Source organism: Pseudomonas saudiphocaensis (assembly GCF_000756775.1).
Taxonomy (GTDB): domain Bacteria; phylum Pseudomonadota; class Gammaproteobacteria; order Pseudomonadales; family Pseudomonadaceae; genus Stutzerimonas; species Stutzerimonas saudiphocaensis.
Window position 1 is genome coordinate 2,369,286 of record NZ_CCSF01000001.1, and the last position, 24,045, is coordinate 2,393,330.

The 24,045-nt window shown below is 62.5% G+C and carries 20 protein-coding genes; 13 read left to right on the forward strand and 7 right to left on the reverse strand.

The window, feature by feature from the left end:
* The first annotated feature begins 3 nt into the window (after nucleotides 1-3).
* The 6 genes from BN1079_RS10900 to BN1079_RS10925 are packed head-to-tail and all read left to right on the forward strand — an operon-like array spanning nucleotide 4 to nucleotide 6,846.
* Complete coding sequence (locus BN1079_RS10900) at nucleotides 4-999, forward strand: polysaccharide deacetylase family protein (protein WP_037024325.1); 996 nt, start codon at nucleotides 4-6, stop codon at nucleotides 997-999.
* Nucleotides 996-2,306, forward strand: a complete 1,311-nt coding sequence (locus BN1079_RS10905) for a lipopolysaccharide biosynthesis protein (RefSeq protein WP_037024326.1) — start codon at nucleotides 996-998, stop codon at nucleotides 2,304-2,306. Before BN1079_RS10900 ends, BN1079_RS10905 begins: the two co-directional genes overlap by 4 nt.
* On the forward strand, nucleotides 2,303-4,228 hold the full coding sequence (locus BN1079_RS10910; RefSeq protein WP_037024329.1) for a hypothetical protein: 1,926 nt from the start codon (nucleotides 2,303-2,305) through the stop codon (nucleotides 4,226-4,228). Before BN1079_RS10905 ends, BN1079_RS10910 begins: the two co-directional genes overlap by 4 nt.
* Nucleotides 4,225-4,917 (forward strand): hypothetical protein, encoded by a 693-nt coding sequence (locus BN1079_RS10915; protein ID WP_037024332.1) that lies wholly within the window; start codon nucleotides 4,225-4,227, stop codon nucleotides 4,915-4,917. The genes BN1079_RS10910 and BN1079_RS10915 overlap by 4 nt, the downstream gene beginning before the upstream one ends.
* Nucleotides 4,918-4,921: 4 nt before the next feature.
* Nucleotides 4,922-6,073 carry a GNAT family N-acetyltransferase gene (locus tag BN1079_RS10920; protein ID WP_052114466.1) on the forward strand — a complete coding sequence of 384 codons (1,152 nt, stop codon included), beginning with the start codon at nucleotides 4,922-4,924 and terminating at the stop codon, nucleotides 6,071-6,073.
* A 17-nt stretch (nucleotides 6,074-6,090) separates the two neighbouring features.
* Nucleotides 6,091-6,846, forward strand: coding sequence for a carbohydrate deacetylase (locus tag BN1079_RS10925; protein ID WP_037024334.1), 756 nt, complete (start codon nucleotides 6,091-6,093; stop codon nucleotides 6,844-6,846).
* Here BN1079_RS10925 and hslR read toward each other — a convergent pair whose 3' ends face one another.
* Nucleotides 6,847-7,239 carry a ribosome-associated heat shock protein Hsp15 gene (hslR, locus tag BN1079_RS10930; RefSeq protein WP_037024336.1) on the reverse strand — a complete coding sequence of 131 codons (393 nt, stop codon included), beginning with the start codon at nucleotides 7,237-7,239 and terminating at the stop codon, nucleotides 6,847-6,849.
* A 213-nt stretch (nucleotides 7,240-7,452) separates the two neighbouring features.
* Between hslR and rimB the strand changes: the two genes are divergently transcribed.
* On the forward strand, nucleotides 7,453-7,947 hold the full coding sequence (gene rimB, locus BN1079_RS10935) for a retropepsin-like aspartic endopeptidase RimB (RefSeq protein ID WP_081950831.1): 495 nt from the start codon (nucleotides 7,453-7,455) through the stop codon (nucleotides 7,945-7,947).
* Nucleotides 7,944-8,849: a 30S ribosomal protein S6--L-glutamate ligase gene (rimK, locus tag BN1079_RS10940; protein ID WP_037024339.1), complete on the forward strand. Its 906-nt coding sequence runs from the start codon at nucleotides 7,944-7,946 to the stop codon at nucleotides 8,847-8,849. The genes rimB and rimK overlap by 4 nt, the downstream gene beginning before the upstream one ends.
* A gap of 109 nt (nucleotides 8,850-8,958) precedes the next feature.
* Here rimK and BN1079_RS10945 read toward each other — a convergent pair whose 3' ends face one another.
* Both BN1079_RS10945 and ompR read right to left on the reverse strand, forming a co-directional pair.
* On the reverse strand, nucleotides 8,959-10,278 hold the full coding sequence (locus BN1079_RS10945) for an ATP-binding protein (RefSeq protein WP_037024340.1): 1,320 nt from the start codon (nucleotides 10,276-10,278) through the stop codon (nucleotides 8,959-8,961).
* Between the two features lie 245 nt (nucleotides 10,279-10,523).
* Nucleotides 10,524-11,261, reverse strand: coding sequence for an osmolarity response regulator transcription factor OmpR (gene ompR / locus BN1079_RS10950; protein ID WP_037024341.1), 738 nt, complete (start codon nucleotides 11,259-11,261; stop codon nucleotides 10,524-10,526).
* 217 nt (nucleotides 11,262-11,478) lie between these two features.
* On the opposite strand from ompR, the gene BN1079_RS10955 reads away from it, so the two are divergent.
* The 3 genes from BN1079_RS10955 (at nucleotide 11,479) to gshA (ending at nucleotide 15,894) form a co-directional block, all read left to right on the forward strand.
* Nucleotides 11,479-13,791 (forward strand): Tex family protein, encoded by a 2,313-nt coding sequence (locus BN1079_RS10955; RefSeq protein WP_037024342.1) that lies wholly within the window; start codon nucleotides 11,479-11,481, stop codon nucleotides 13,789-13,791.
* A gap of 3 nt (nucleotides 13,792-13,794) precedes the next feature.
* The gene (locus BN1079_RS10960) at nucleotides 13,795-14,184 is read left to right on the forward strand and encodes a PaaI family thioesterase (RefSeq protein ID WP_052114467.1); all 390 of its coding nucleotides are present in this window, start codon (nucleotides 13,795-13,797) and stop codon (nucleotides 14,182-14,184) included.
* A gap of 123 nt (nucleotides 14,185-14,307) precedes the next feature.
* Nucleotides 14,308-15,894, forward strand: coding sequence for a glutamate--cysteine ligase (gshA, locus tag BN1079_RS10965; protein WP_037024343.1), 1,587 nt, complete (start codon nucleotides 14,308-14,310; stop codon nucleotides 15,892-15,894).
* Nucleotides 15,895-15,955: 61 nt separating this feature from the next.
* Here gshA and argA read toward each other — a convergent pair whose 3' ends face one another.
* The 4 genes from argA to BN1079_RS10985 form a co-directional block, all read right to left on the reverse strand.
* Entirely contained in the window at nucleotides 15,956-17,254 is a 1,299-nt protein-coding gene (gene argA, locus BN1079_RS10970) for an amino-acid N-acetyltransferase (RefSeq protein WP_037024345.1), read from the reverse strand.
* Between the two features lie 88 nt (nucleotides 17,255-17,342).
* On the reverse strand, nucleotides 17,343-18,500 hold the full coding sequence (gene argE / locus BN1079_RS10975) for an acetylornithine deacetylase (RefSeq protein WP_037024346.1): 1,158 nt from the start codon (nucleotides 18,498-18,500) through the stop codon (nucleotides 17,343-17,345).
* 127 nt (nucleotides 18,501-18,627) lie between these two features.
* A complete protein-coding gene (locus BN1079_RS10980; RefSeq protein ID WP_037024348.1) occupies nucleotides 18,628-19,893 on the reverse strand; it encodes an inorganic phosphate transporter in 1,266 nt (421 codons plus the stop codon).
* Between the two features lie 38 nt (nucleotides 19,894-19,931).
* The gene (locus tag BN1079_RS10985; RefSeq protein ID WP_037026815.1) at nucleotides 19,932-20,609 is read right to left on the reverse strand and encodes a TIGR00153 family protein; all 678 of its coding nucleotides are present in this window, start codon (nucleotides 20,607-20,609) and stop codon (nucleotides 19,932-19,934) included.
* A gap of 109 nt (nucleotides 20,610-20,718) precedes the next feature.
* On the opposite strand from BN1079_RS10985, the gene BN1079_RS10990 reads away from it, so the two are divergent.
* Nucleotides 20,719-22,083: a CYTH domain-containing protein gene (locus BN1079_RS10990; protein WP_037024350.1), complete on the forward strand. Its 1,365-nt coding sequence runs from the start codon at nucleotides 20,719-20,721 to the stop codon at nucleotides 22,081-22,083.
* A gap of 120 nt (nucleotides 22,084-22,203) precedes the next feature.
* Nucleotides 22,204-23,988: a type IV pilus assembly ATPase TfpB gene (tfpB, locus tag BN1079_RS10995; RefSeq protein WP_037024351.1), complete on the forward strand. Its 1,785-nt coding sequence runs from the start codon at nucleotides 22,204-22,206 to the stop codon at nucleotides 23,986-23,988.
* Nucleotides 23,989-24,045: the final 57 nt, after the last annotated feature.

Consider the following 24,045-nt stretch of genomic DNA (forward strand, 5'->3'; position numbering starts at 1 on the left):
CCAATGACTCCTTCCCAAGCATGCAAGGCCGCAATCGGCTGGCTTCATCTCAACGGCCCCAGCGGGCGGCGCCAGCTCCGTGAAGCGCGCCTGATTCTAATGCTGCACCGTGTGCTTGCCGACGACAATGCGGCTGCGCTGCCTCACCGTGCCGAGCTGTGCATTGGCCAGTCGGCTTTCGCGCAGCTGCTGGCTTGGCTGCAACGACGCTTTGCCTGTGTTCCGCTGGAAGAGCTGCTTACCGCACCCGCTGACGGACGTGCCCGGGTCGCCCTGACGTTCGACGATGGCTGGCGGGACAATGCCGAGGTTGCATACCCACTGCTTGCCCGCTATGGCGTGCCCGCAAGCATCTTTCTTTCTACCGACTTTATCGGTAACCCGCAGGGCTTCTGGTGGGAAAGCATCGGCGAAACCCTCTGGGAAGCGTCCGGCACACAGACTCGAACGCTGTTACAGAAGAAGCTGGCCGAGTGTGGCGCCGCACCATTGCCGGCCGACTTTGACACCCTGCCTGAGCGACAGCGCAGCCGGGCACTGGCGTTCTACCTGCAGTCACTCAAGGCCTTGCCTGCCGCGACGCTGCAAAAGCTGGCCAACCTCTGCCCACAGCAGACGCCACAGGCGATGGACTGGGACCAGGTCAGAGCGCTGGAAGATTCCGGCTGGGTACGTTTCGGTCCGCATGGCGCCCGCCATGGCATTCTCACGAAGATGGACGACGCAGCACTGGTCGATGACCTGCAACGCAGCCATCGCGAGCTGGCGACGCGGTGCCAGGCTCCCCTGCCGATCTACTGCTACCCCAATGGCGATCACGACGGCCGTGTTCGTCAGGCCGTGGCGCAGCTCGGTTATCACCGCGCCCTAGCTACCCACCCGGCGTTGTACCAAGCCGATGATGACCCCCTTGCGCTTCCGCGCATTGGCGTCAGTCACCAGATGGCCCGAAACCCCGGGCTGTTTGGCTGGCGCCTGCTGCAGGGCCTGGCGCGATGAGCCGCAACCAGTATCTACGCCACCTGGCGCTGAGCATGGGAACCCGATTGGCCATGATCGGCCTGCGGTTGCTGCGCAACGTGCTGCTGGCGCGGATTCTCGGCCCTTCGGAGCGAGGGCTTTTCGCCTTGCTCAGTGCCTTGCCAGACCTGCTTGCAGCGCTTACCAGCGGCGGACTGAATACCGCACTGGGATATCAGGCAGCTCAGCAGCGGCCCATGGGCCTGCTGCTTACCCAAGTACTGGTGTTCGGCTGCCTGGCGGCGGGCCTGCTGACGTTATGCGGCGTGCTGCTGTTCGATCAGTTTGGCGCGGAGCTGGAAGCAGCAGGCCAACTCGGGCCCCTGGTTTGGATCCTGCTGCTCGCCGTACCGCTGACCATACTCAAGAACGGCTTGCTGACCCTGCACAATGCGGACGGTCGAGTCGGCCCGTTCAACGCCCTGCGGCTGCTCGAGTCGCTGGCACCGCTGGTGCTGTTCCTGGCCTGTTTCTGGATGTGGCAAACCGCGGCGCTGGAGGCCGCGATCATCAGCTGGATGCTGGGCATCGGGCTGGTGGTCATGGCAGGCTGGTGCTGGCTTGGACGCTTTCATCAATTGCGGCTGCGCTGGGACTCGGGCAGTCATCGCGAACTGCTGCGCTACAGCAGCAAGAGCCATCCCGACGTTCTGTTCCAGCAGGTACTGCTGCGCTCGGACTACCTGTTCATCGGCGCCTTCATCGGCAGCGAAGCACTGGGGTACTACGCCATGGCATCGGCCGCTGCCGAGCTGCTGCTGATCGTTCCCGAGGCTGTGACCACGCCGCTGATGAAGCGCCTCCTCAGGCAAGGCGAGGGCATCCGGCAACTTACTCCCTTCGCATTGCGTATCACCGCCACAGTCATGCTCGGCGCCTGCGCATGCATGGCTCTGGTCGGGCAGTGGCTTATCGTGGGCCTGTTCGGTGAAAGCTATGCGCCCGCATACCCGGCCTTGCTTGCCCTGCTGCCGGGCCTGTTCGGCCTGTGCTACGCCAGCATCCTGCGCCTGGATCTGCTTGGCAAGAATCACCCGGGAAGCGTATCGCTGATGATGGGCGCCGGGGCGGCGCTTAACCTGTTGCTCAATGTTCTGCTGATTCCGCCGCTGGGCATCGTCGGCGCCGGCATCGCGTCATCGGTGGCCTATCTCGTTGTCAGCCTGGCCATGCTTCTGTGGTACTGCCGGCTCAGCCAGGTGCCCCTGTTACAGACATTGCTCATCCTGCCGAGTGACATCGCCAGACTGCGTCAACTGCTGAAAGGTGGAGAGTCCCTCACATGAAATGCGTGATCTTCCTTTTGGCGGCCCTGCTGGCCGGACCGGTCGCGGCTGCCGACCGGAGCTGGCAGGCACTTCGCGACGGCACGCTGCATCTGTATCCGAAAGGTACCCAGCAGTTGCAGATCGACTGGCAGCCAGCCTGGCAGGCGGAAGCCAATGCCGAGCGCCTTTATCTGGTCGACGGACGAGGTCGCCTGCAAGCCGAGCGGGCGATTGCGGCCAGCGAAACACGTGGGCAACTGCAGTGGACGCTCTCGGACCCCCATGCACCCTATCGCCTGGAAGTGCCGGGATATAGCTTTCGCAACTACCGCGTCAAACACTCAGAACACCTGGCCTCGATGTTCGAGCCGGTGAAGCTGCACTTCAGCGCTGACGTGGGCCGCAATGCGACGCTTTACTTCCGGACCCGTGCCGGCGAGCGTGCCGTGCTGGCAGGCAAGTTTCACGGCGGGGTACATGGCTTGCAGGCACGCCGTCTAGCAGACGGGCAGCAAGTGACCCTGGCGCTAAAGCCCCATAAGACGTACGCGGATTTCGATCAGGTCGCCCTACCCGGTTCGGGCCAGGATCAAATCTGGCAACTGACCTTGGTCGGCAGCGGCAAGGCCGCCTTCTGGCTCGACGGAGCCGCCAACCTGTTCGCTCAGCGCCCGGAAGATCTGCGCACCCCGCACTGGCATCCCGGTGAGGTTCACCTCAAGTTGCACGAGGCTGTGCTTGGCCCAACTCCGGCAATCGGCATCGCACTCCCCTACGCCGAGCCACCACAGTCGGCGTACACCGCGCTGGATGCGCTCAAACCTCAGGCTGGAGGGTATTACAGCTTCGTCGACGTGCTCAGCAGACAGCCCGGTCGGGAACGCGGATTCCGCCAGGTCTACCAACAGCACTTTGGCATCAACCAAAGCATCACATTGCTTGCCGGCAGCGGTCGCAAAGCCGTACTGGAGGCAACTGCGGAAACACTGGCAGGCCTGGAAACCTGGCTTGAGGACAGCCGTACGTTAAACGGTGGGCTGCATTACCTGGCCGTCGCAGACGAACCGAACCTTAATTACCCCAGCTTTGAAAGTTTCGAGCGGTATTTCGCCACGCTCAGCCGGCAGATCCGCGCCGACACCGCCGCCTATGCCGCGGGCGTACGCATCGCGATGCCAGCCAGTTCACGCTTGAGCAACGGACCGACACGCGACAACGCCGCACAGCGCCGCGGCTTGGACTGGGCTGCGCGGCTGCTGGCGCGCCACGGTGAATTCATCGACGCCCTGGCCTGGCATGAATGGATGGTGCGAGACCTGCTTGCCACACGCGTCTACCGGGACAACGTTCTCGCTGCGGCGAAACTGGTCGGGCTGGACGTAAAGGGCCGGCCACGCAAGGCATTGCTTCTGGACCAGACCAACATCTCCAGCGGCTCGAGCCTGAGCCCGTATGAGCAAAACACCCACTTCGCGTCGCTCTGGTGGGCTTCCGTGGTCATCAATGCATCGCAGGACGGCCTGCTGGACATGATCAATTACTTCCAGGCCGCCGATGAACCGGAATATCCGAAAGGCATGCTGCACGAGAACGGTCATGAGGCTTATGCCATCAAACCCGTCGGTCTGGCCCAGTCCTTCATCGCCCGCCACTGGGGCAGTCAAGTCCTGAAGCTGGACAACGATGCATTCGAAGTCGACGCCCTGGCGCTGAATACCTCCGTTGACGGTAAGTCTGGGCAGCGAGTGTTGGGCGTGAACAAAGCCCTACGAGAGCAGAACGTCAAGATCGAATCGGTCGGTTGCGCCGGCACGTTCCGACTGTCCTTGTTCGGCCCGGACAGCCGCGAGCGTGAGGGCAGCTGGCATTGCGACAATAACTCTCTGAGCTTCACCCTGCCGGGGGAAACGTTGTTTTCGATGGATTGGAGGCGACCATGACAGAACCCACCCTGCTTGAAAAAATCAGACGCAAGGGGCTGATGGGTACTTTGCGCGTCCTGTGGGCACGTTACATCTACCGCCACGACGAGCTGATATGGATGGAACGCGCACTGGACGTGCCGCCCCCCCCCTATCCGCGCAAATGCATCTGGCGAAAGGAACGGATCACCGAGGCGATGCTGCCGGCGTTCGATCGTTATTTCGCCCGATACAAGCCCGCGCTACCGACATTGATCCGCTCCGATAGTATCGGCGAGGCCTGTCTGGATGACGATGGACAGGTTATCGGCATGGCCTGGTTTCGTACCAAGGACTACTACGACGACCAGACCTACCACTGCTGGCTGCGTCTTCCACCGGGGCGCATCTATCAGTTTGCCGGCGAGGTGGCGGCGCCCTATCGAAGCACTGGCATGCCCGTACTGTTACAGCGAGAGCGCTGGCAAGCCTTTCTCGATGAAGGTTTCAGCCATTCGCGAGCGGTCGTCAACATGAATAACTCACCGGCGCTGCGCATGCACGTGAAGTTCAAATTCGAAGAAGTCGGCGAAAGCATTCACCTCTACTGCCTGTTCAATTGCCTGAAGTTTCATCGCTATAGCCGCTACGACGGTAAACGGCTTGAGCACTTGAGCAGGCGCCGATCCAGCGTCGGAGAAACCCCAAAAACTGAGGTGGAGTGCTGAAGGAATGAACGAACGTCTGGAATGGCAAACGAGCCTGTGCTCAGCCTCATTTCCCGCTGCGGCCTATGAAGCACTGTGCAAACGCTCGGCGCAAAGCACGCCGTTCAATAGCCTGGCCTGGCTACGTGCGGCCGAGCAGGCGCTTCAGCACGGATGCACGCTACATGTACTGCTGCTCTGGCAGGGAGACCGCTTGATCGGTTGCCTTCCGCTGGTTCGCTGCCCACTCCGCCTGCTCGGCATGACCGTGCATGAGGTCAGGCATTTGGGCCATCCGCTCAGCGACCGCATCGGCCTGCTTGTGGAGGTAACCAACCCCTACCTGCTCGAACGGGCGCTCAAGGCCATTCGCCGTCGAATGCCGCATGCTCGGCTGCAGCTCAACGAATTACCTGCAATCGCCGCGCACCAAGATCTGCTTGGACACTGGGCGATGCAGAGCTGGCAATCGGAAGCGCGCACCAGCTGTCGAGTGCCGGAGCATCGACTGAGTGAAGAGGATCGCCAAGAGGCCACAGGCGATACCCGCTACGAGCTGCGTCGCGCACGCAAGCGTACGCAAGCCTGCGGGGCCATAGTGGAGCGCATTACACCGGATGGGACGACTATCGCCCAATGCCTGCAGACGCTCGAGGCGGTCGAGGCTGCAAGCTGGAAAGGCGACAATGGCGTTGGCATTTTCAGCCCAGGCCCACATCGAGACTGGATCATCCGTGCGCTCACCTCGTTGGCAGCAGAGGGCCACGTGCGCGTGGTACAGCTGTCACTCGAAGGGCGCTGCATCAGTTACCGCCTGGGCCTGCTCGATCGTGGCCGGCTCTACGACTACAACATCGCCTTCCTGCCCGAATTCGCATCGCTCGGCAGCGGACGATTATTGCTGGACGAATGGTTCCGCTGGGGATTGGACGAGGGCTGGAACTACATCGATGCGTCCCGCGTCAGCCTGCACCAGTCCAACCATCAGCTTCACGAACGCATGACGGGTCAGGTCGAGCATCTGCGCTGGAGTTTCTACTCCCGTCGGCCGTCAGGCGTTGCGCTGGGGCTTGCCTATCGCCTGTGGCTGCTGGTCAAACCTGCACTGCGGGCGTGGCGTAACCGGCACGCAACCACCCGCGTCGGACGTAGCGCCGTCAAGCAACCTTCCTGCTGATTTACCGAGAACCGGTTATGCCATCCAGAGTGATCATCAATGCCGACGATTTTGGTCTGTCGACTTCGAACAACCAAGTGATCGTCGCTGCCTTCTGCCAGGGCCTAATCAGCTCGGCCACCCTGATGGCCAACACCCCAGCCTTTGACGAGGCCTGCCAGCTGATTCATGCCCATAAACTGCACGGGCGCATCGGCCTTCATGTAAACCTCACCCATGGCCAACCACTGACCCAGCCGATCCAGCGACTCCGGCAGTTCTGCTCGCCCACAGGAGAATTCGACCTGAGCCTCGCGCAGCACTCCTTTTGGCTTTCTTCGCAGGCGCGCGATGCGGTCCGTCAGGAGATCCAGGCGCAGTGGCAACGCTGTCTGGACAAATCCGTGCGACCCAGCCATCTGGACTCCCACCAGCACGTACACAATCTTTGGCCGGTCGGCGCAGAACTGGCCCGCTTCGCCGCCGAGCAAGGCATACCGCTGCGCCCGGCGCGCAACCTCGGTCACAACATCAGTTTGCCAAAGCGGGTGTTCAAGCATTTGCTTAACCGCCGGCTACGCCAGCTGGCCGGTCGAATGCCCGACTACGCCTGTACTCCGTACGACCTGACCACCACCGAACTACCCGGCGAGGGCACCCTCGAAGTCATTGCTCACCCGACTTTGCAGGCCGATGGCTACGGTGATGAATACCTGGCCACAGGTGTGCGCCTGGACGAGCTGCTGAAGCGCAGCTTTACTGGCGTACCACGCATCGCATACAGCGAGCTCTGATCAGCCTTCGGCGCGAAATCGTTGCAAGGCGCGACGCTGCTTCTTGCTCGGCCTGCCATCGGTTTCCACACCCAGCGCGCCGGCCTTGCGCAGCGCAGCCGCCTGCTCGCGGCGCGTCAGGCTTTCGGCGGTCTCTTCATACAGCAGCTGTGCTTCAGGTGCACCTCGGCGCACGTCCGACAGCGCGCGAACCACCACCGTGCGCTCATCGAAGCCGGCGCGAATCACCAGTTCCTCGCCAACCCTGAGCTCTTTGCTGGGTTTGCAGCGCTCGCCCTTGCAGTGCACCTTGCCGCCCTCGATGGCTGCCTTGGCCAATGCGCGCGTCTTGAAGAAGCGCGCGGCCCATAACCATTTGTCCAGGCGTACCTTGCCGTCGTCTTTTTCGCTCATCATTCAACTCTGTCAGCGGTGCCATGTCATAGGTTCATACAGCAGGTCGCTGAAAAACCACCCGTGTTGGCAATACTTCGTTAAAACAGCCTCAAATTGCTCATTTAGAAAACTAAACTCCGCTTTCCGGCTGTTTCGCCTTGTCTTGCCTGCCTCGGCTACGTTTTTCAATGGCCTGCCAGATAGATGCGCTTGTCATGCGCCCCATCTAGAATGGCGCAACCCTACTGGATACTCGCCTTGGATACTCCCGACCCACACACCGTCATCGGTTTGCGCGAATGGATTGCACTGCCCGAGCTTGGTGTGGTCGGTCTGCGCGCGAAGATCGACACCGGCGCCAGCACCTCGGCACTGCACGCCACCGAGATCGTCGAATTCGATCGCAATGGCGAGCGTTGGGTGCGCTTCAATGCCCACCTTGGCACGCAAGTGCAACGCCGCCATCGCTGTGAGGCACCACTGGTCACGCGCAAACTGATCAAGAGTTCCAATGGTCATACCCAGACCCGCTTTGTGGTGCGCACGCTGTTGGCGCTGGGCGATCATCTGTGGCCGGTGGAATTCACCCTGACCTGCCGCAAGACCATGCGCTATCGCCTGCTGCTGGGCTCCAAGGCCCTGATGGACGGCAAATGGTTGATCGACCCCTCGCGCACCTATGTGCAGCAAAAACCCCAGAACCTTACTTCTCCCGGTGCCCAATGAAAATCGCCGTGCTGTCGCGCAATCCTCGCCTGTATTCGACCCGCCGCCTGGTGGAGGCCGGCCAGCAGCGTGGCCATGAGATGGTGGTAATCGACACCCTGCGGGCCTATATGAACATCGCCAGTCACAAACCGCAGATCCACTATCGTGGCCGCCCGCTGGAAGGCTTCGACGCAGTAATCCCGCGGATCGGCGCCTCGGTCACCTTCTATGGCTGCGCCGTGTTGCGCCAGTTCGAGATGATGGGCGTGTTCCCGTTGAACGAGTCGGTGGCGATTGCCCGCTCGCGGGACAAGCTGCGCTCGCTGCAGCTGCTGTCACGCCGCGGCATCGGCCTGCCGGTCACCGGTTTCGCCCACTCTCCGGACGACATCGCCGACCTGATCCGCATGGTCGGCGGTGCGCCGCTGGTGATCAAGGTGCTGGAAGGCACCCAGGGCATTGGCGTGGTGCTGTGTGAGACGGAAAAGGCCGCCGAATCGGTGATCGAGGCCTTTATGAGCCTCAAGCAGGACATCATGGTGCAGGAATACATCAAGGAAGCCGGCGGCGCCGACATCCGCTGCTTCGTGGTTGGCGACAAGGTGATCGCGGCCATGAAGCGCCAGGCCAAGCCCGGTGAATTCCGCTCCAATCTGCACCGCGGCGGCTCCGCCAGCCTGATCAAGATCACCCCGGAAGAACGCATGACCGCCATCCGCGCGGCCAAGGTCATGGGCCTTTCGGTAGCGGGCGTCGATATCCTGCGCTCCAACCACGGCCCACTGGTGATGGAAGTAAATTCCTCGCCGGGCCTGGCCGGCATCGAGGAAACCACCGGCAAGGACGTGGCCGGGCTGATCATCCAGTACCTGGAAAAAAACGCCGGCCCGCATCTGACGCGGACCAAGGGCAAGGGCTAACCCGGGTTCCGGCGCGCCTGCGGTCAATTTCCAGGCGCCTTGCATGCTTTTGTGGGAGGCCCAACCTCGGGCCGGAGCTCCAGTTTCCCCCTGAAGCCTACAGCGGCTTTCAGGCCTTGGTCGCATCCCTGGGCAGCAACAGCCCCAGCGGCAAGCTGACCCGTGCCTCCAGCCCGCCACCGGCACGGTTGCGCAGTTCGATGGCGCCACCATGCTGGGCGGCGATGCGCTTGACGATGGCCAGACCCAGCCCGGTGCCGTGTCCGCCCCTGGCGCGGTCGCCGCGGATAAAGGGGTTGAAGATCTCGCCAAGCTCGTCGGGATTGATCCCGGCGCCCCGGTCCAACACGCTCAGTACCACATAGGGCGCCTGCTGTTCGCCCGAGACGAATGCTGCCACCTCCACACCGTGCCCGCCGTACCGCAGAGCATTCTCGATCAGGTTGACCAGCAGGCGCTTGATCGACACCCGGCGTAACGCCAACGCCGGCATCGGTTCCAGACACAAGCGCACGGTTTCTTCGTACTGGTTGTAAGGCGCCACCACCTCGCGAACCAGCTCGCCCAGGTCGAGCTTCTCCACCGGCTCATCGCTGCCGTCACGGACAAAGGCCAGGAATTGATCGAGGATGGCGTCCATATCCTCAATATCGCGGATCATGTCTTCAGTCAGCTCGGCATCGCTGGACATCAGCTCCAGCGACAGTCGCAGGCGGGTCAGCGGCGTACGCAGATCGTGGGAAACACCGGCGAGCATCAGTTCTCGCTCACGCCCGGCCTGCTCGACATCTTCGGCCATCTGGTTGAAGGCGCGATAAACCTCGGTCATCTCGCTGGGTGTATCGCTCACCGGCAGGCGCACGCTGCGCCCCTTGCCGAACTGCCGGGCGGCGTAGACCAGACGCTTGAGCGGCAGGTTGAGCTGGCTGACGAAGATCCAGGCCGCTGCGGTAGAAAGCAGACCGATTCCGAGGAACCAGCCGAGCACGCTCCAGATCCGCTGACCGCGCAATGGATAGGCATACAACGGCACCTGCAGCCAATCCGGCCCCAGCTCCGGTGCCCGCACCCAAATGGCAGTCTGCGGCTGGATCCGCACCCGAACATCGGTATCGGCCCCAAGCTCGGCCTGCATCTGGCGCTGGAAAATCTCGGTGTAGGGCCAGTGGTATTCGCTGGGCGGCACATCTTCGGGCGCCACCTTGCGCAAACCGGCAGCCTCGGCAATGCGCTCGCGGCTCGCCTCATCGGCAGCCCAGTACGCACGCAGGGTCAGCGCAGCTCCATGGCTGTACTGGCGATCGACCATGACGTCTTCGTTCATCATCAGGTACACCAGCATCAGCACCTTGGAGAACAGCACGACGATCAGCACCAGCCACAAGGTGCGGGCAAAGAAGCTTTGCGGGAACCACAGGGGAGTTTTCATGGCAACTCGATGAGGTCGATAAAAGACGCGACAGGATCGTTCGAAGCACCAGCCCTCGCCTTTAGCAGGTCGCTGAAACCACCTGCCTTGCAAAGACAGGCCCGCAAGTGGCCTGCGACTAGCGCGCCCCAGCGCGGCCCGACGGGCGAACCAGGTGAGTAACGATCAATCAACCTGTAGCGAGCCCGGCAAGTTTGATTCGCTGCGCTCACCCTGCGGGCCAGCCCTTGGCGCTCTTTGATTCGTCAGCTTTTGTTGCCATCAGGCACAAACACGTAGCCCACGCCCCAGACGGTCTGGATGTAGCGCGGCTTGGACGGGTCGGGTTCGATCAGGCGGCGCAAACGGGAAATCTGTACGTCGATGGAGCGCTCCAGGGCATCCCATTCCCGACCACGGGCCAGGTTCATCAGCTTGTCGCGGGTCAAAGGCTCGCGGGCGTGCTGCACCAATGCCTTGAGCACGGCAAATTCGCCAGTGGTGAGCATATGGACCTGGTCACCCTTCTTCAGCTCGCGAGTGCCGAGGAATAGCTCGTAGTCACCGAAGGTCACGGTTTCGTCTTCGCTACCCGGCGCGCCAGGCACCTGCGGGGTCTGACGACGCAATACGGCGCGAATCCGCGCCAGCAGCTCGCGCGGGTTGAAAGGCTTGGCCAGGTAATCGTCAGCCCCCTGCTCCAGCCCCTGAATACGACTGGCCTCATCGCCCTTGGCCGTCAGCATGATGATGGGAATCTGGTTGCCGCCTTCACGCAGACGATGGCAAGCCGAGAGACCATCTTCACCCGGCATCATCAGGTCCAGCACCACCAGGTGGAACAGCTCGCGACTGAGCAGGCGATCCATCTGCTCAGCACTTTCCACGGTACGGACGCGGTAACCCTGCTCATCCAGAAAGCGTTCAAGCAAACGCCGCAGGCGGGCATCGTCATCGACAATAAGGATCTTTTCGCCTTCGCTGGCGGGCGCAGTGCTGCTCATGGAAACTCCCAAATGATCGACAGGGCATTATGCGCCCACTGGTCTCAACACAACTGACAGCCATTGTTAGCAGATTTTGCGACCGAACGGCGGGCGGAGACGAAAACGGCCGCAGGGTTTTTCTTCCAACGCCCGATCCCAAGCCGGCCGCTGCCTTTATAATCGCGCCCTTTCGCGCAGGCACGGCCTGCATGGTTTGACTGACCCAGGTAGGTTCATGGACAGCATCAATTCCCGCATCGCCACAGAACTGGGCGTGCGCCCGCAACAGGTAGCCGCCGCCGTGGCGCTGCTCGACGAAGGCTCCACCGTGCCCTTCATCGCCCGTTACCGCAAGGAAGTCACCGGCAGCCTCGACGATACCCAGCTGCGCAATCTGGAAGAGCGCCTGCGCTACCTGCGCGAGCTGGACGAGCGCCGCGCCTCGATCCTCGCCAGCATCGAAGAGCAGGGCAAGCTGACCCCGGAACTGAAACGCGAGATCGATCTGGCCGACACCAAGACCCGTCTCGAAGACCTGTACCTGCCCTACAAGCAGAAGCGCCGCACCAAGGGCCAGATCGCCCTGGAAGCCGGCCTGGGCGAGCTGGCCGACAGCCTGTTCGGCAATCCTGAGCTAGACCCCGAGACCGAAGCCGCACGCTTCATCGATGCCGAAAAGGGCTTCGCCGACACCAAGGCGGTGCTCGAAGGCGCCAAGTACATCCTCATGGAGCGCTTCGCCGAGGACGCCGATCTGCTGGCCAAGCTGCGCGACTTCCTCAAGCACAACGCCACCCTGAGTGCCCGCGTGGTGCCGGGCAAGGAAAACGAAGGCGCCAAGTTCAGCGACTACTTCGAGCACGACGAAGTGCTGAAGAACACCCCGTCCCACCGTGCACTGGCGATCTTCCGCGGCCGCAACGAAGGCATTCTCAGCATCGCTCTCAAGGTCGGCGACGAAGCGCCGGGCACCATGCATCCGGGCGAGGTGATGATCGGCGAGCGCTTCGGCATTGACAACCGTGGCCGTGCCGCCGACAAGTGGCTGGGCGAGGTGGTGCGCTGGACCTGGAAGGTCAAGCTCTATACCCACCTGGAAACCGACCTGCTCGGCGAGCTGCGCGACAAGGCCGAGGACGATGCCATCGGCGTCTTCGCGCGCAACCTGCATGACCTGTTGCTGGCCGCACCGGCCGGACCGCGCGCGACCCTGGCGCTGGATCCGGGCCTGCGCACCGGCTGCAAGGTGGCGGTGGTGGATGCCACCGGCAAGCTGCTCGACACCGCCACCGTCTACCCGCACGCGCCGCGCAACGACTGGGACGGCACCCTGGCGATCCTGGCCAAGCTCTGTGCCAAGCATGGGGTGGACCTTATCGCCATCGGCAACGGCACCGCCAGCCGCGAGACCGACAAGCTGGCCGGCGAGCTGATCAAGAAGGTGCCGGGGCTGAAGCTGACCAAGATCATGGTCAGCGAGGCCGGCGCCTCGGTGTATTCGGCCTCGGAACTGGCCGCCAGGGAATTCCCCGATCTGGACGTGTCGCTGCGCGGCGCCGTATCCATTGCCCGCCGCCTGCAGGACCCGCTGGCCGAGCTGGTGAAGATCGAGCCCAAGGCCATCGGCGTCGGCCAGTACCAGCACGACGTGTCGCAGCTGAAGCTGGCGCGCTCGCTGGACGCGGTGGTCGAGGACTGCGTGAACGCCGTCGGCGTGGACGTGAACACCGCCTCCGCTGCGCTGCTGGCACGCATTTCCGGGCTCAACGGCACCCTGGCGCAGAACATCGTGGCCTACCGCGACGCCAACGGTGCGTTCAAGTCCCGCAGCGAGCTGAAGAAGGTGCCGCGCCTGGGCGAGAAGACCTTCGAGCAGGCCGCCGGCTTCCTCCGCGTGATGAATGGCGACAACCCGCTGGACGCCTCCGCGGTACACCCGGAGACCTATCCGCTGGTCACGCGCATCGCCCAGGACACCGGTCGCGATATCCGCTCGCTGATCGGCGACTCGGCCTTCCTCAAGCGCCTGGATCCCAAACAGTTCACCGACGAGAGCTTCGGCCTGGTGACCGTCAGCGACATCCTCCAAGAGCTGGAGAAACCCGGCCGCGACCCACGCCCCGAGTTCAAGACCGCCGAATTCCAGGAAGGCGTCGAGAAACTCAGCGATTTGACCCCGGGAATGGTGCTCGAAGGGGTGGTGACCAACGTGACCAACTTCGGCGCCTTCGTCGACATCGGCGTGCATCAGGATGGCCTGGTGCACATCAGCGCGCTGTCGGAGAAGTTCGTGAAAGATCCCTACGAAGTGGTCAAGGCTGGCGACATCGTCAAGGTCAAGGTCATGGAAGTGGACATCCCGCGCAACCGCGTCGGCCTGTCGATGCGCATGAGCGATACCCCCGGCGAGAAGACCGAAGGCCCACGGGGCGGCAAGCCTCGCGGCAACGCGCCGCGCAGTGAGCGCCACGCGCCCCAGGACAAGCCCGCACCAGCGAACAATGCCATGGCGGCGCTGTTTGCCAATGCCAAGAGCCTGAGGAAGTAGAGCATGAGCATTCAAGTCGAGGCGGTGGGCAATTCCAGCGCCTTTGGCCGCCTGCTGGGCCTGGAGATTCACAAGGCTGAAAACGGCGAGGCAGTACTCGGCCTGACCATGCACGACGGCTTGCGCAATCTGCACGGCAAGCTGCATGGCGGCGCCCTGTTCTCGCTGATCGACACTGCCATGGGCCAGGCCAGTCACAGCCTCAACGACGGCTTGCCGAACAGCGTGACCCTGGAGTGCAAGGTCAACTACATCCGCCCTGTCACCGACGGCGAGCTCACCTGCCGCGCCTGGGTCGTGCATGCCGGGCGGCGCACCCAGGTACTCGAAGCCGAGGTTCATCAAGGTGAGAAGCTGGTGGCCAAGGCACAATCGACCTTTGCCTGCCTCTAAAAGGCGCAGGCTTGACCGCACAGGCGCCAAGGGAAGCCGACGAGCTTGTTCTTGATGCTGCGGCTTGAAGCTTGCCCCTTGCCACCCCATATTGTGCCGACTGATGCGTGAAGGAATTCCCAATTGAGCGATCTTCTCTCCCACCGCCTGGCATTGCTGGCCGAGCCCTCCCACCTTCCGCTGCTCTCACAATGCCTGCACGGGATCGAGCGTGAATGCCTGCGCATAGACAGCCGTGGCGAGCTGGCCCTGACACCGCATCCACAGGCGCTGGGCTCGGCTCTGACGCACCCGCAGATCACCACCGACTATTCCGAAGCGCTGCTGGAGTTCATCACCGGCACCGCCAGCGATCCGCAACAGACGCTGAGCGAGCTGGACAGCATCCATCGCTATACCTATGCCAAGCTGACCGACGAGCTTCTCTGGAGCCCTTCGATGCCGGGCTCGCTGCCCGAAGAGGCGCTGATCCCCATTGCCGAATACGGCAGCTCCAATGTGGGCCGCCTGAAGTATGTCTACCGTCAGGGTCTGGCGCTGCGCTATGGCAAGACCATGCAGTGCATCGCCGGCATCCATTACAACTTCTCGCTGCCCGAGGCGCTCTGGTCGCTGCTGCAGGCCGAGGATGGCGACACTCGCAGCCTTCAGGAATACCAGTCCTCGCGCTATATCGCGTTGATCCGCAACTTCCGCCGCTACAGCTGGTTGCTGATGTACCTGTTCGGCGCTTCACCGGCGCTGGATGCCAGCTTTATGCGCGGCCGCACGCACCAGCTCGAACACCTCGATGCCGATACGCTCTACCTGCCTTGGGCCACCAGCCTGCGCATGAGCGACCTGGGCTACCAGAGCAACGCCCAGGCTGGCCTGACACCCTGCTACGACAATCTGTCCAGCTATACCGACAGCCTGCACAAGGCCGTCTCCACGCCCTACCCTGACTATGCGGCGATGGGGATCAAGGATGCCGACGGCAACTGGCTGCAACTCAACACCAATGTGCTGCAGATCGAAAACGAGTACTACTCCAGCATTCGGCCCAAGCGCGTTACCCAAAGCGGCGAACGGCCGCTGCACGCGCTGCAGGCGCGGGGCATCCAGTACATCGAAGTGCGCTGTCTGGACATCAACCCCTTCCTGCCGCTGGGTATCGATCTCAGCGAAGCACGTTTCCTCGACGCCTTTCTGCTCTTCTGCGCGCTGCAGGACAGCCCCTGCCTGGTGCAGGGCGAGTGCGGCGTCAGCCAGGCCAACTTCCTCAAGGTGGTCAATGAAGGGCGCAAGCCGGGCCTGGAACTGCAACGCCAGGGCGAGCCGATAGCCTTGCAAACCTGGGCCAATGAATTGCTTGACAAGATCGCTCAGGTCGCCGCATTGCTGGACCAGGGCCAGAGCGACAACCCGCATACGCAATCGCTGAACGTGCAGCGGGCCAAGGTCGCCGACAGCAGCCTGACACCCTCGGCAAAGCTGCTCAACGAGCTCAAGCGCAACGGCGAGAGCTTCAGCCAATTCGCTCTGCGCCAAACCCGGGCACACGCCGAGTTCTTCCGCAGCCAGCCACTGAACGCTGCCGTGCAGGCCGGTTTCGAAGCCGCGGCGCAGAAGTCGCTACAGGAGCAGGCCGAACTGGAAGCGCAGCAGGGACCGGATTTCGACCAGTTCGTTGCTGCCTATCAGGCAAGCCTGCTGTCCGTCGCTATCTAAGCATCAGAAAAAGGCGGGGCCGAATGTGTTCGGCCCTTGATGTGCGTCAGGCTCTGCAGCCTTACAACTTCTTCTCGAATACCTTCGAGTTGCGCTGGAAGTTGTACAGCGAGGCACGGGCCGGCGGCAGGCGCTCGACGCTGCAAGGGTTGAAGCCCCGCTCCTGAAACCAGTGGGCGGTGCGCGTGGTGAGCACGAACAGGGTTTTCAGGCCCAACTTGCGCGCACGCATTTCGATGCGCGCAAGCAGCTCGTCACCGCGACCGCCGTGGCGGTACTCCGGATTGACCGCCAGACAGGCCAGCTCGCCCCAGTCCGAGTCGGGGATCGGGTAGAGCGCAGCGCAGGCGATGATCAGGCCGTCACGCTCGACGATGCTGAACTGCTCCACCTCACGCTCCAGCACATCCCGAGAGCGACGCACGAGAATGCCCTGCTCTTCCAGCGGCGTGATCAGGTCGATCAACCCGCCCACGTCCTCGATGGTCGCCTCGCGCACCTGCTCGAACTGCTCCTGGGTTACCAGGGTACCGCCGCCGTCTCGGGTGAACAGCTCGTTGAGCAAGGCACCGTCATCGGCATAGCTGACCAGATGGCTGCGCCGCACTCCGCCACGGCAGGCCTGCGCTGCAGCATCCAGCAGCTCGGCCTGGTAATCGCCGCCAAGGCGCGCCACATGCGCAGGAATCTGCGGTGGCCGCAGTTCACGCACCAGATTGCCATCCTCGTCGAGCAAGCCACGCTCGGCACCATAAAGCACCAGTTTGTCGGCCTGCAGGTCGATCGCCGCGCGGGTGGCGACGTCTTCACAGGCCAGATTGAAGATTTCCCCGGTGGGCGAGTAGCCCAGTGGCGACAGCAGCACGATGGTGCGCTCGTCCAGCAGGCGACCAATGCCCTTGCGGTCGATACGCCGCACTTCGCCGGTGTGCTGGTAGTCGACGCCATCGACCACACCGATGGGCCGCGCGGTGACGAAGTTGCCGCTGGCCACGCGCAGACGCGCGCCCTGCATCGGCGAGGCCGCCATATCCATGGACAGCCGCGCCTCCAGAGCGATGCGCATATGGCCAACGGCATCGATAGCGCACGCCAGCGCAGCGGGATCGGTGATGCGCAGCCCCTGATGGAAGCGCGGTTCTAGGCCGCTGGCAGCCAGCCGCGCCTCGATCTGCGGGCGCGAGCCGAACACCAGCACCAGGCGTACGCCCAGGCTATGCAGCAGCACCAGGTCGTGGACGATGTTGGCGAAGTTGGGGTTTTCCAGGCCATCGCCCGGCAGCATCACCACGAAAGTGCGCTCACGGTGCGAGTTGATATAGGGGGAAGAGTCGCGAAGCCAGGTGACGTAATCGTTCATGTTGCTAAAGCCTTCAGATTGCAGCTTGAGGTCCGGTAGTCGGGTCAGGGAACGGGGGATGGAGCAGATTCGCTGAAGAAACCTGCTCCTATCCTCGGCTAGCTGGCTGCAGGCAGTAGTGATCGATCATGGCGCGCAACAACCTCACGGTAGGTTCGATTCGGTCGAGATCCAGATACTCATCCGGCTGGTGGGCGCAGGCGATGTCGCCGGGCCCGAGCACCAGGGTCTCGCAGCCGAGCTGCTGAAGATAAGGCGCTTCGGTGGCGAACGCCACTGCTTCGGCCCCATGGCCGGTCAGGCGTTCGGCAAGCCTGACCAGCTCGCCATTCGCCGGCTGTTCGAAGGCCGGTACGCTGGGAAACAGCGGTGTCAGCTCGATCTGGACCTGATGCTGCTCGGCCAAAGGCTGCAGGCGCTGAGCAATGGCCGCACGCAGCTGCTCAGGGTCCATCCCGGGCAACGGACGCAGGTCGTATTCGAGCGAACACTGGCCGCAGATTCGGTTGGGGTTGTCACCGCCGTGAATGCAGCCCAGGTTGAGCGTCGGCACCGGCACGTCGAACAGTGGGTTGTTGTATTCGTGCTGCCACTGCTGGCGCAGGGTCAACAACTCGCCCATCACCGCATGCATGGCTTCCAGCGCACTATGGCCGTAAGCCGGGTTGGATGAGTGACCGCTCTGCCCCAGGATGCTGATGCCTTCCATCATGATGCCCTTGTGCAGGCGTACCGGGCGCAGGCCGGTGGGTTCACCGATCAGCGCGGCACGCCCCAACGGCCGGCCAGCCTCGGCCAGCGCACGGGCACCGGACATCGAGCTCTCCTCGTCACAAGTGGCAAGAATCAGCAGCGGCTGCTTGAACGGCTGGTCGAGCAGTGGCAGAACCGCCTCGATGACCAGCGCGAAGAAGCCCTTCATGTCGCAACTGCCCAGGCCGTACCAGCGATCATCGGCTTCGCGCAGGCGCAGCGGGTCGGATTTCCACAGCTCGGCATCGAAGGGCACGGTGTCGCTGTGCCCGGCCAGCACCAGCCCACCGGGGCCACTGCCGTAGCTGGCCAGCAGGTTGAACTTGCCGGGCTCTACTTCCTGGGTTTCACAGACAAAGCCGAGCTCACCCAGCCAGGCTGACAGCAGCTCGATGACTGGACGGTTGGTCTGGTCCCAGTGCGGCTGGGTGCAACTTACCGAAGGGGCGGCAATGAGTTCGGCGAAACGCTGCTTGAGCGGGGGAAGGGCCACCGGCTACCTCCGTGATTCATCGGACGATGCCGCAGTGAAACACGAAACACCGTGCAGTTGGAGTCGGCTCAAAACAAAACGCCCCGTCCATTGGACGGGGCGCCTTAATATTCAATCTCGGCCTACATCAGGTGAAGACTGCCTGGAGGATCAGGAAGAAAACTATCGACAGAGCAGCGCCAACCGGCAGCGTAACCAGCCAGGAGGTGAAGATCTTGCCGATAACCCCCAGGTTCAGTGCGCCGATGCCGCGCGCGAGACCGATGCCCAGCACGGCACCGACCAATGTATGAGTAGTGGAGATCGGCAGGCCCAGGGCCGATGCGGAGACTACGGTAGTAGCCGTGGCCAGCTCTGCAGCGAAGCCGCGGCTGGGGGTCAGCTCGGTGATTTCCCGGCCAATAGTGGCAATCACCTTGTAACCATAGGTGGCAAGACCGATGACGATACCGAGGGCGCCCAGCAACAGTACCCAGCCTGGGACGGCGGACTTGGCCCCAATGGTCATGTCGCCTCCGGCCTGGATCGCACCGACCACCGCTGCCAGCGGCCCGACGGCATTGGCCACGTCGTTGGCGCCATGGGCGAACGCCATGGCACAGGCCGTGAAAATCATCAGAACAGCGAAGACCTTTTCGACACTGGCGAAATGGAATGCCCGATCGGCCTCTTCGTCAACCTTGATGCGGGCCAGCAACGCCATGCCGAGCAATGCCACAACTACACCCATGGCTATCGAAAGCAGCAGGCTCTGCGGGGTGGCCAGATCGATGCCGACATGCTTGAGACCCTTGGTGAAGGTCATCAGGGACACCATGAAGCCGGTCAGGAACATGTATACCGGGACAAAGCGCTTGGCGTTCATAAAGGGATTGTCGGTGTTCATGATCAACGCCTGCACACTCATGAACAGGCCAAAGGCGATCACACCCGACATGAAAGGCGTCACCACCCAGCTGGCGACGATGGGTCCGATTGCCCCCCAATGCACTGCATCGGCCGAGATGCCCACCGCAGCAAAACCGATAACTGCGCCTACGATGGAGTGGGTTGTGGAAACCGGCCAGCCGCGGACCGAGGCGATAAACAGCCAAGTGCCAGCGGCCAGCAATGAAGACATCATGCCTAGGATGAACAGATCCGGCGGTATCAACTCGGCATCGACGATGCCATTTTTAATGGTTTCAGTGACTTGCCCGCCCGCCAGATAGGCGCCGCAGAACTCGAAAACCATCGCGATCAGAATGGCTTGCTTGATGGTCAGCGCACGCGAGCCGACCGAAGTACCCATGGCGTTGGCCACATCGTTGGCGCCCACGCCCCAAGCCATGAAAAAACCGAACGCGCAGGCGAGCACCAGGAGTACGAAGCCGTATTCCGAGACAAAAGACATAAAGATTTACCTGTTGAACCAGAAAAGGATGCCGGCGCTCAACGCGCCAGCAATTGTTCCAGACGATTGCCGACGCGCTCGGCGCGGTCAGCCACGTCACCGATCCATTCGATGATCTTGTAGAGGAACATGACGTCTACCGGAGGCAATTCCTTTTCCAGCCTGTACAGTTCACGGCGAACCGTGATCTGCATGCGGTCGGTCTCCCGCTCGATCTCCTCGAGCTCCTCGACCATGCTTTCGACATGCGCTGCTTCGCGACCGCTGAAGCCGGTTTCGAGCAGTGAATCAAGCTCCTTGAGCGCTTTGAGCGCCTGGTTGCTGGCATCGACACTACGCTGGACAAAGGCCAGCATCTTCGGTTGCAACGGCACCGGAATGGTCATGCAGCGGCCCAGCATCAGACCAGCAATGTCCTTGGCGCGGTTGGCGATCTTGTCCTGTACACTCAGCAGTTCCAGCAAATCAGAGCGCGGCACCGGCAGGAACAGACTCTTGGGCAGGTGCTGTCGAACATTCTTCTTGAGCTTGTCAGCCTCGCTCTCCAGCTGAGCCATCTCTTTCTGGATCTGCTCGACCCGCTCCCAGTCCTCCGCCGTCACCGCCTGGAACAGTGGTACCAGGTTAGCGGCACATTCGTGGGACTTGGCCATGTGCTGTTGCATCGGGCCAATGGGCGAACGCCCGAACAGGCTGACGAATGGATTGATTGGCATAGGGAATACCCCGGCTTCAGAAGGCGGCAAGTATACGGTTAGCCCATCGCGGCTGCTACCGTAGGCATCAAGCTGTAATACTAACTTGGTATAGGCATCCGTCGGCATCATGCACAGAGAAACCGAAATCAAACTGCGCGCCAGTCGCGACACACTCGCGGCGCTACGCGATCACCCGCTCCTGAAGAAGCGCAACAAGGGCGGCTGGCAACGTCATGAGCTGTTCAATCAGTATTACGACACGCCAGAACGCGACTTGGCTCAGGCGAAAGTCGCACTGCGCCTGCGCCGCGATGGCGAGCAGTTCATTCAGACCCTGAAAAGTCGGGGCCAGAGCGTGGCGGGCCTGTCCGAGCGCAACGAATGGGACTGGTATCTGGACAAGGCCAAGCTGGACACCAGGAAACTCACAGATGACTGCTGGCCGGCAGCGCTCGCTGAGCTGGAAAAGAAAAACCTGAAACCGATCTTTAAAACCGACTTTGTCCGCGAAAAAGCAGAGATCGCCTGGGGCCGAGGCAAGGCCAAGGTGGTTATCGAAGCAGCGCTGGACCTGGGCGAAGTGGTGGCTGGCAAGCAGAGCGAGGAAATCTGCGAACTGGAACTTGAACTGCGTCAGGGCGATCCCCAGGCGCTGCTGGAGCTGGCTGTAGAGCTGGCTGCCGACTTGGCGCTGATGCCCTGCGATATCAGCAAGGCCGAGCGTGGCTACCGCTTGTACGATGCCGACAGTTATTCCCTGCAGCTGCCGGCCCCACAGCTCGAAGCGGACATGCAGCTGGACGATGCTTTCGCCGCGCTGGCCTGGCTGCTGCTGGGCAACAGCCAGCGCCTGGCCGAACAATATCGTTTCAAGGGCCACTGGAAGCTGCTTGAACAGTGGCTGCAGCACTTGGTCGAACTGCGCGCCCTGCTCGGCAGCCTCGGCCAAGCCGCACCGCGCGCCAGCAGCCGCGAACTGCGCGAGCTGCTTGACGGCCTGATCAATGACTGGCGACCGCGCATCGAAGCCGGCCAGGCCGACGAGGATATCCGCCAGAGCGCACCCAACAAGTTTTCCGCCGAGCTGGATCAGCCTCGCTGGGGCCTGTTCTCCCTGAAGGCTTCGCTCTGGCTGTGGCAGCGCGGCTGGACCATTGAACGCAACAAGCGCGGTGACCGCCAGGGTGCCGCCGAACTGGCCAAGTGGCTGCAACGTGAGCTGGGCGAGGAAGCCACCGCCCTGCAATTGCTGCGCTACCAGCAGCAGCCCGAAGACCTGGCCGAACAACGCCCGCGCATGGAACGTCTGCTGGTCTGGCTGCGTTTGGCGCGCAACGTGCTGGAAGTACCGGAAGTCGACCGCCTCTACGGCGAGCTGATCAAGCTCCACGAGCTGGCGCAACAACCCGTGAACGAGGAAATACTCGATGCCCGCATCGAGCAGGCGCGGATTGTGTGCACGCTCAAGGCTTGGAAGGTACTGACGAAGTAAGCTGCGAGCCAGCGTAGGGTGGATCACGTTTCATCGATCCACCGAGTGGCATCCCACCCGTCGGCGTCACGGTGGATGTAAAGCAACATCCACCCTACATCGGCCATCCCAGGAGCTTTCATGTCCGCCTTCGCCCCGACCTCCGTTGACCGCCTGCTTGACCTCAACGACTTGCTGCGTGACCTGGTGGCACAGGGCAGACTGTCACAGGATGTCGCCGAGCAGTGCATGACCCTGCGCCGCAGCACCGCGGCCAATCAGCAGCACCCGCTGGAGTTTCTCGCCGCGCAGCAGCTCGACGATCTGAAGCGCCCCGACAAGAAGCTGGACCTGGAAACCCTGACCCAATGGCTCGCCGAGCAGGCTGGGCAACCCTACCTGCGCATCGATCCGTTGAAGATCAATGTTGCGGCCATCACCCCGCTGATGTCCTACGCCTTCGCCCAACGCCACAAGATTCTTGCCGTGGCGGTGGACAGCCAGAGCGTGACCATTGCCAGTGCTCAGCCCTTCGTGAGCAGCTGGGAGGACAATCTCACCCACGTCCTCAAGCGTCCGATCAAGCGCGTGGTGGCCAACCCGGTGGAGCTGCAGCGCTTCACGGTGGAATTTTACCGGCTGGCCAAATCGGTCAGCGGTGCCACCGCGACGGACCAGAAGGTCAGCGGCACCGGCAACTTCGAGCAACTGCTCAACCTGGGCGCCAGCGACCAGGAACCGGATGCCAACGACTCGCACATCGTCAACATCGTCGACTGGCTGTTCCAGTACGCTTTCGACCAGCGCGCCAGCGACATCCATATCGAACCGCGGCGCGAGCAGGGCACCGTGCGCTTTCGCATCGACGGCGTGCTGCACAACGTCTATCAATTTCCGCCGCAGGTGACCATGGCGGTGGTCAGCCGACTGAAATCCCTGGGGCGGATGAACGTCGCCGAAAAACGCAAACCGCAGGATGGTCGGGTCAAGACCAAAACGCCGGATGGCGGCGAGGTGGAGCTGCGCCTGTCGACGTTGCCGACGGCCTTCGGCGAGAAGATGGTCATGCGCATCTTTGACCCGGAAGTGCTACTCAAGGGCTTCGACCAGCTGGGCTTTTCCGCCGAGGATCTGCGGCGCTGGCAGAGCATGACCCGCCAGCCCAACGGCATCATCCTGGTCACCGGCCCCACCGGCTCGGGCAAGACCACCACGCTCTACACCACCCTCAAGCAACTGGCGACGCCGGAGGTGAACGTCTGCACCATCGAAGATCCGATCGAAATGATCGAGGGAGCCTTCAACCAGATGCAGGTGCAGCACAACATCGACCTGACGTTTGCCAGCGGCGTACGCGCGCTGATGCGGCAGGACCCGGACATCATCATGGTCGGCGAGATTCGCGATCTGGAAACCGCCGAGATGGCGATTCAGGCTGCGCTGACCGGCCACCTGGTACTCTCCACCCTGCACACCAACGATGCGCCCAGCGCCATTACCCGCTTGCTGGAACTGGGCGTGCCGCATTATCTGCTGCGCGCAACGCTGCTGGGCGTAATGGCTCAGCGCCTGGTGCGCACGCTGTGCCCACATTGCAAGACGCCCGTGCAACTGAATGCTGATGACTGGCAGACTCTGACCAAGCCCTGGAACGCCCCGCTGCCGACCCACGCGCACCAAGCGGTGGGCTGCATCGAATGCCGAGATACCGGCTATCGCGGGCGTGCCGGGGTGTACGAAATCATGCTGCTGAACGATGCGATCAAACCACTCATCACCGCCGACACCGACCTCCTTGCCCTGCGCCGCCAGGCCTTCAAGGACGGAATGCACAGCCTGCGACTGTCCGGCGCGCAGAAAATCTCCGCCGGGCTGACCACCCTGGAAGAAGTGCTGCGGGTAACGCCGCAGAGCGAGCAGAAGTAGGCCAGATGAACGCGGGGGATGCCGCCTTTCTACATCCACCGCAACTCCGCCGGCAGA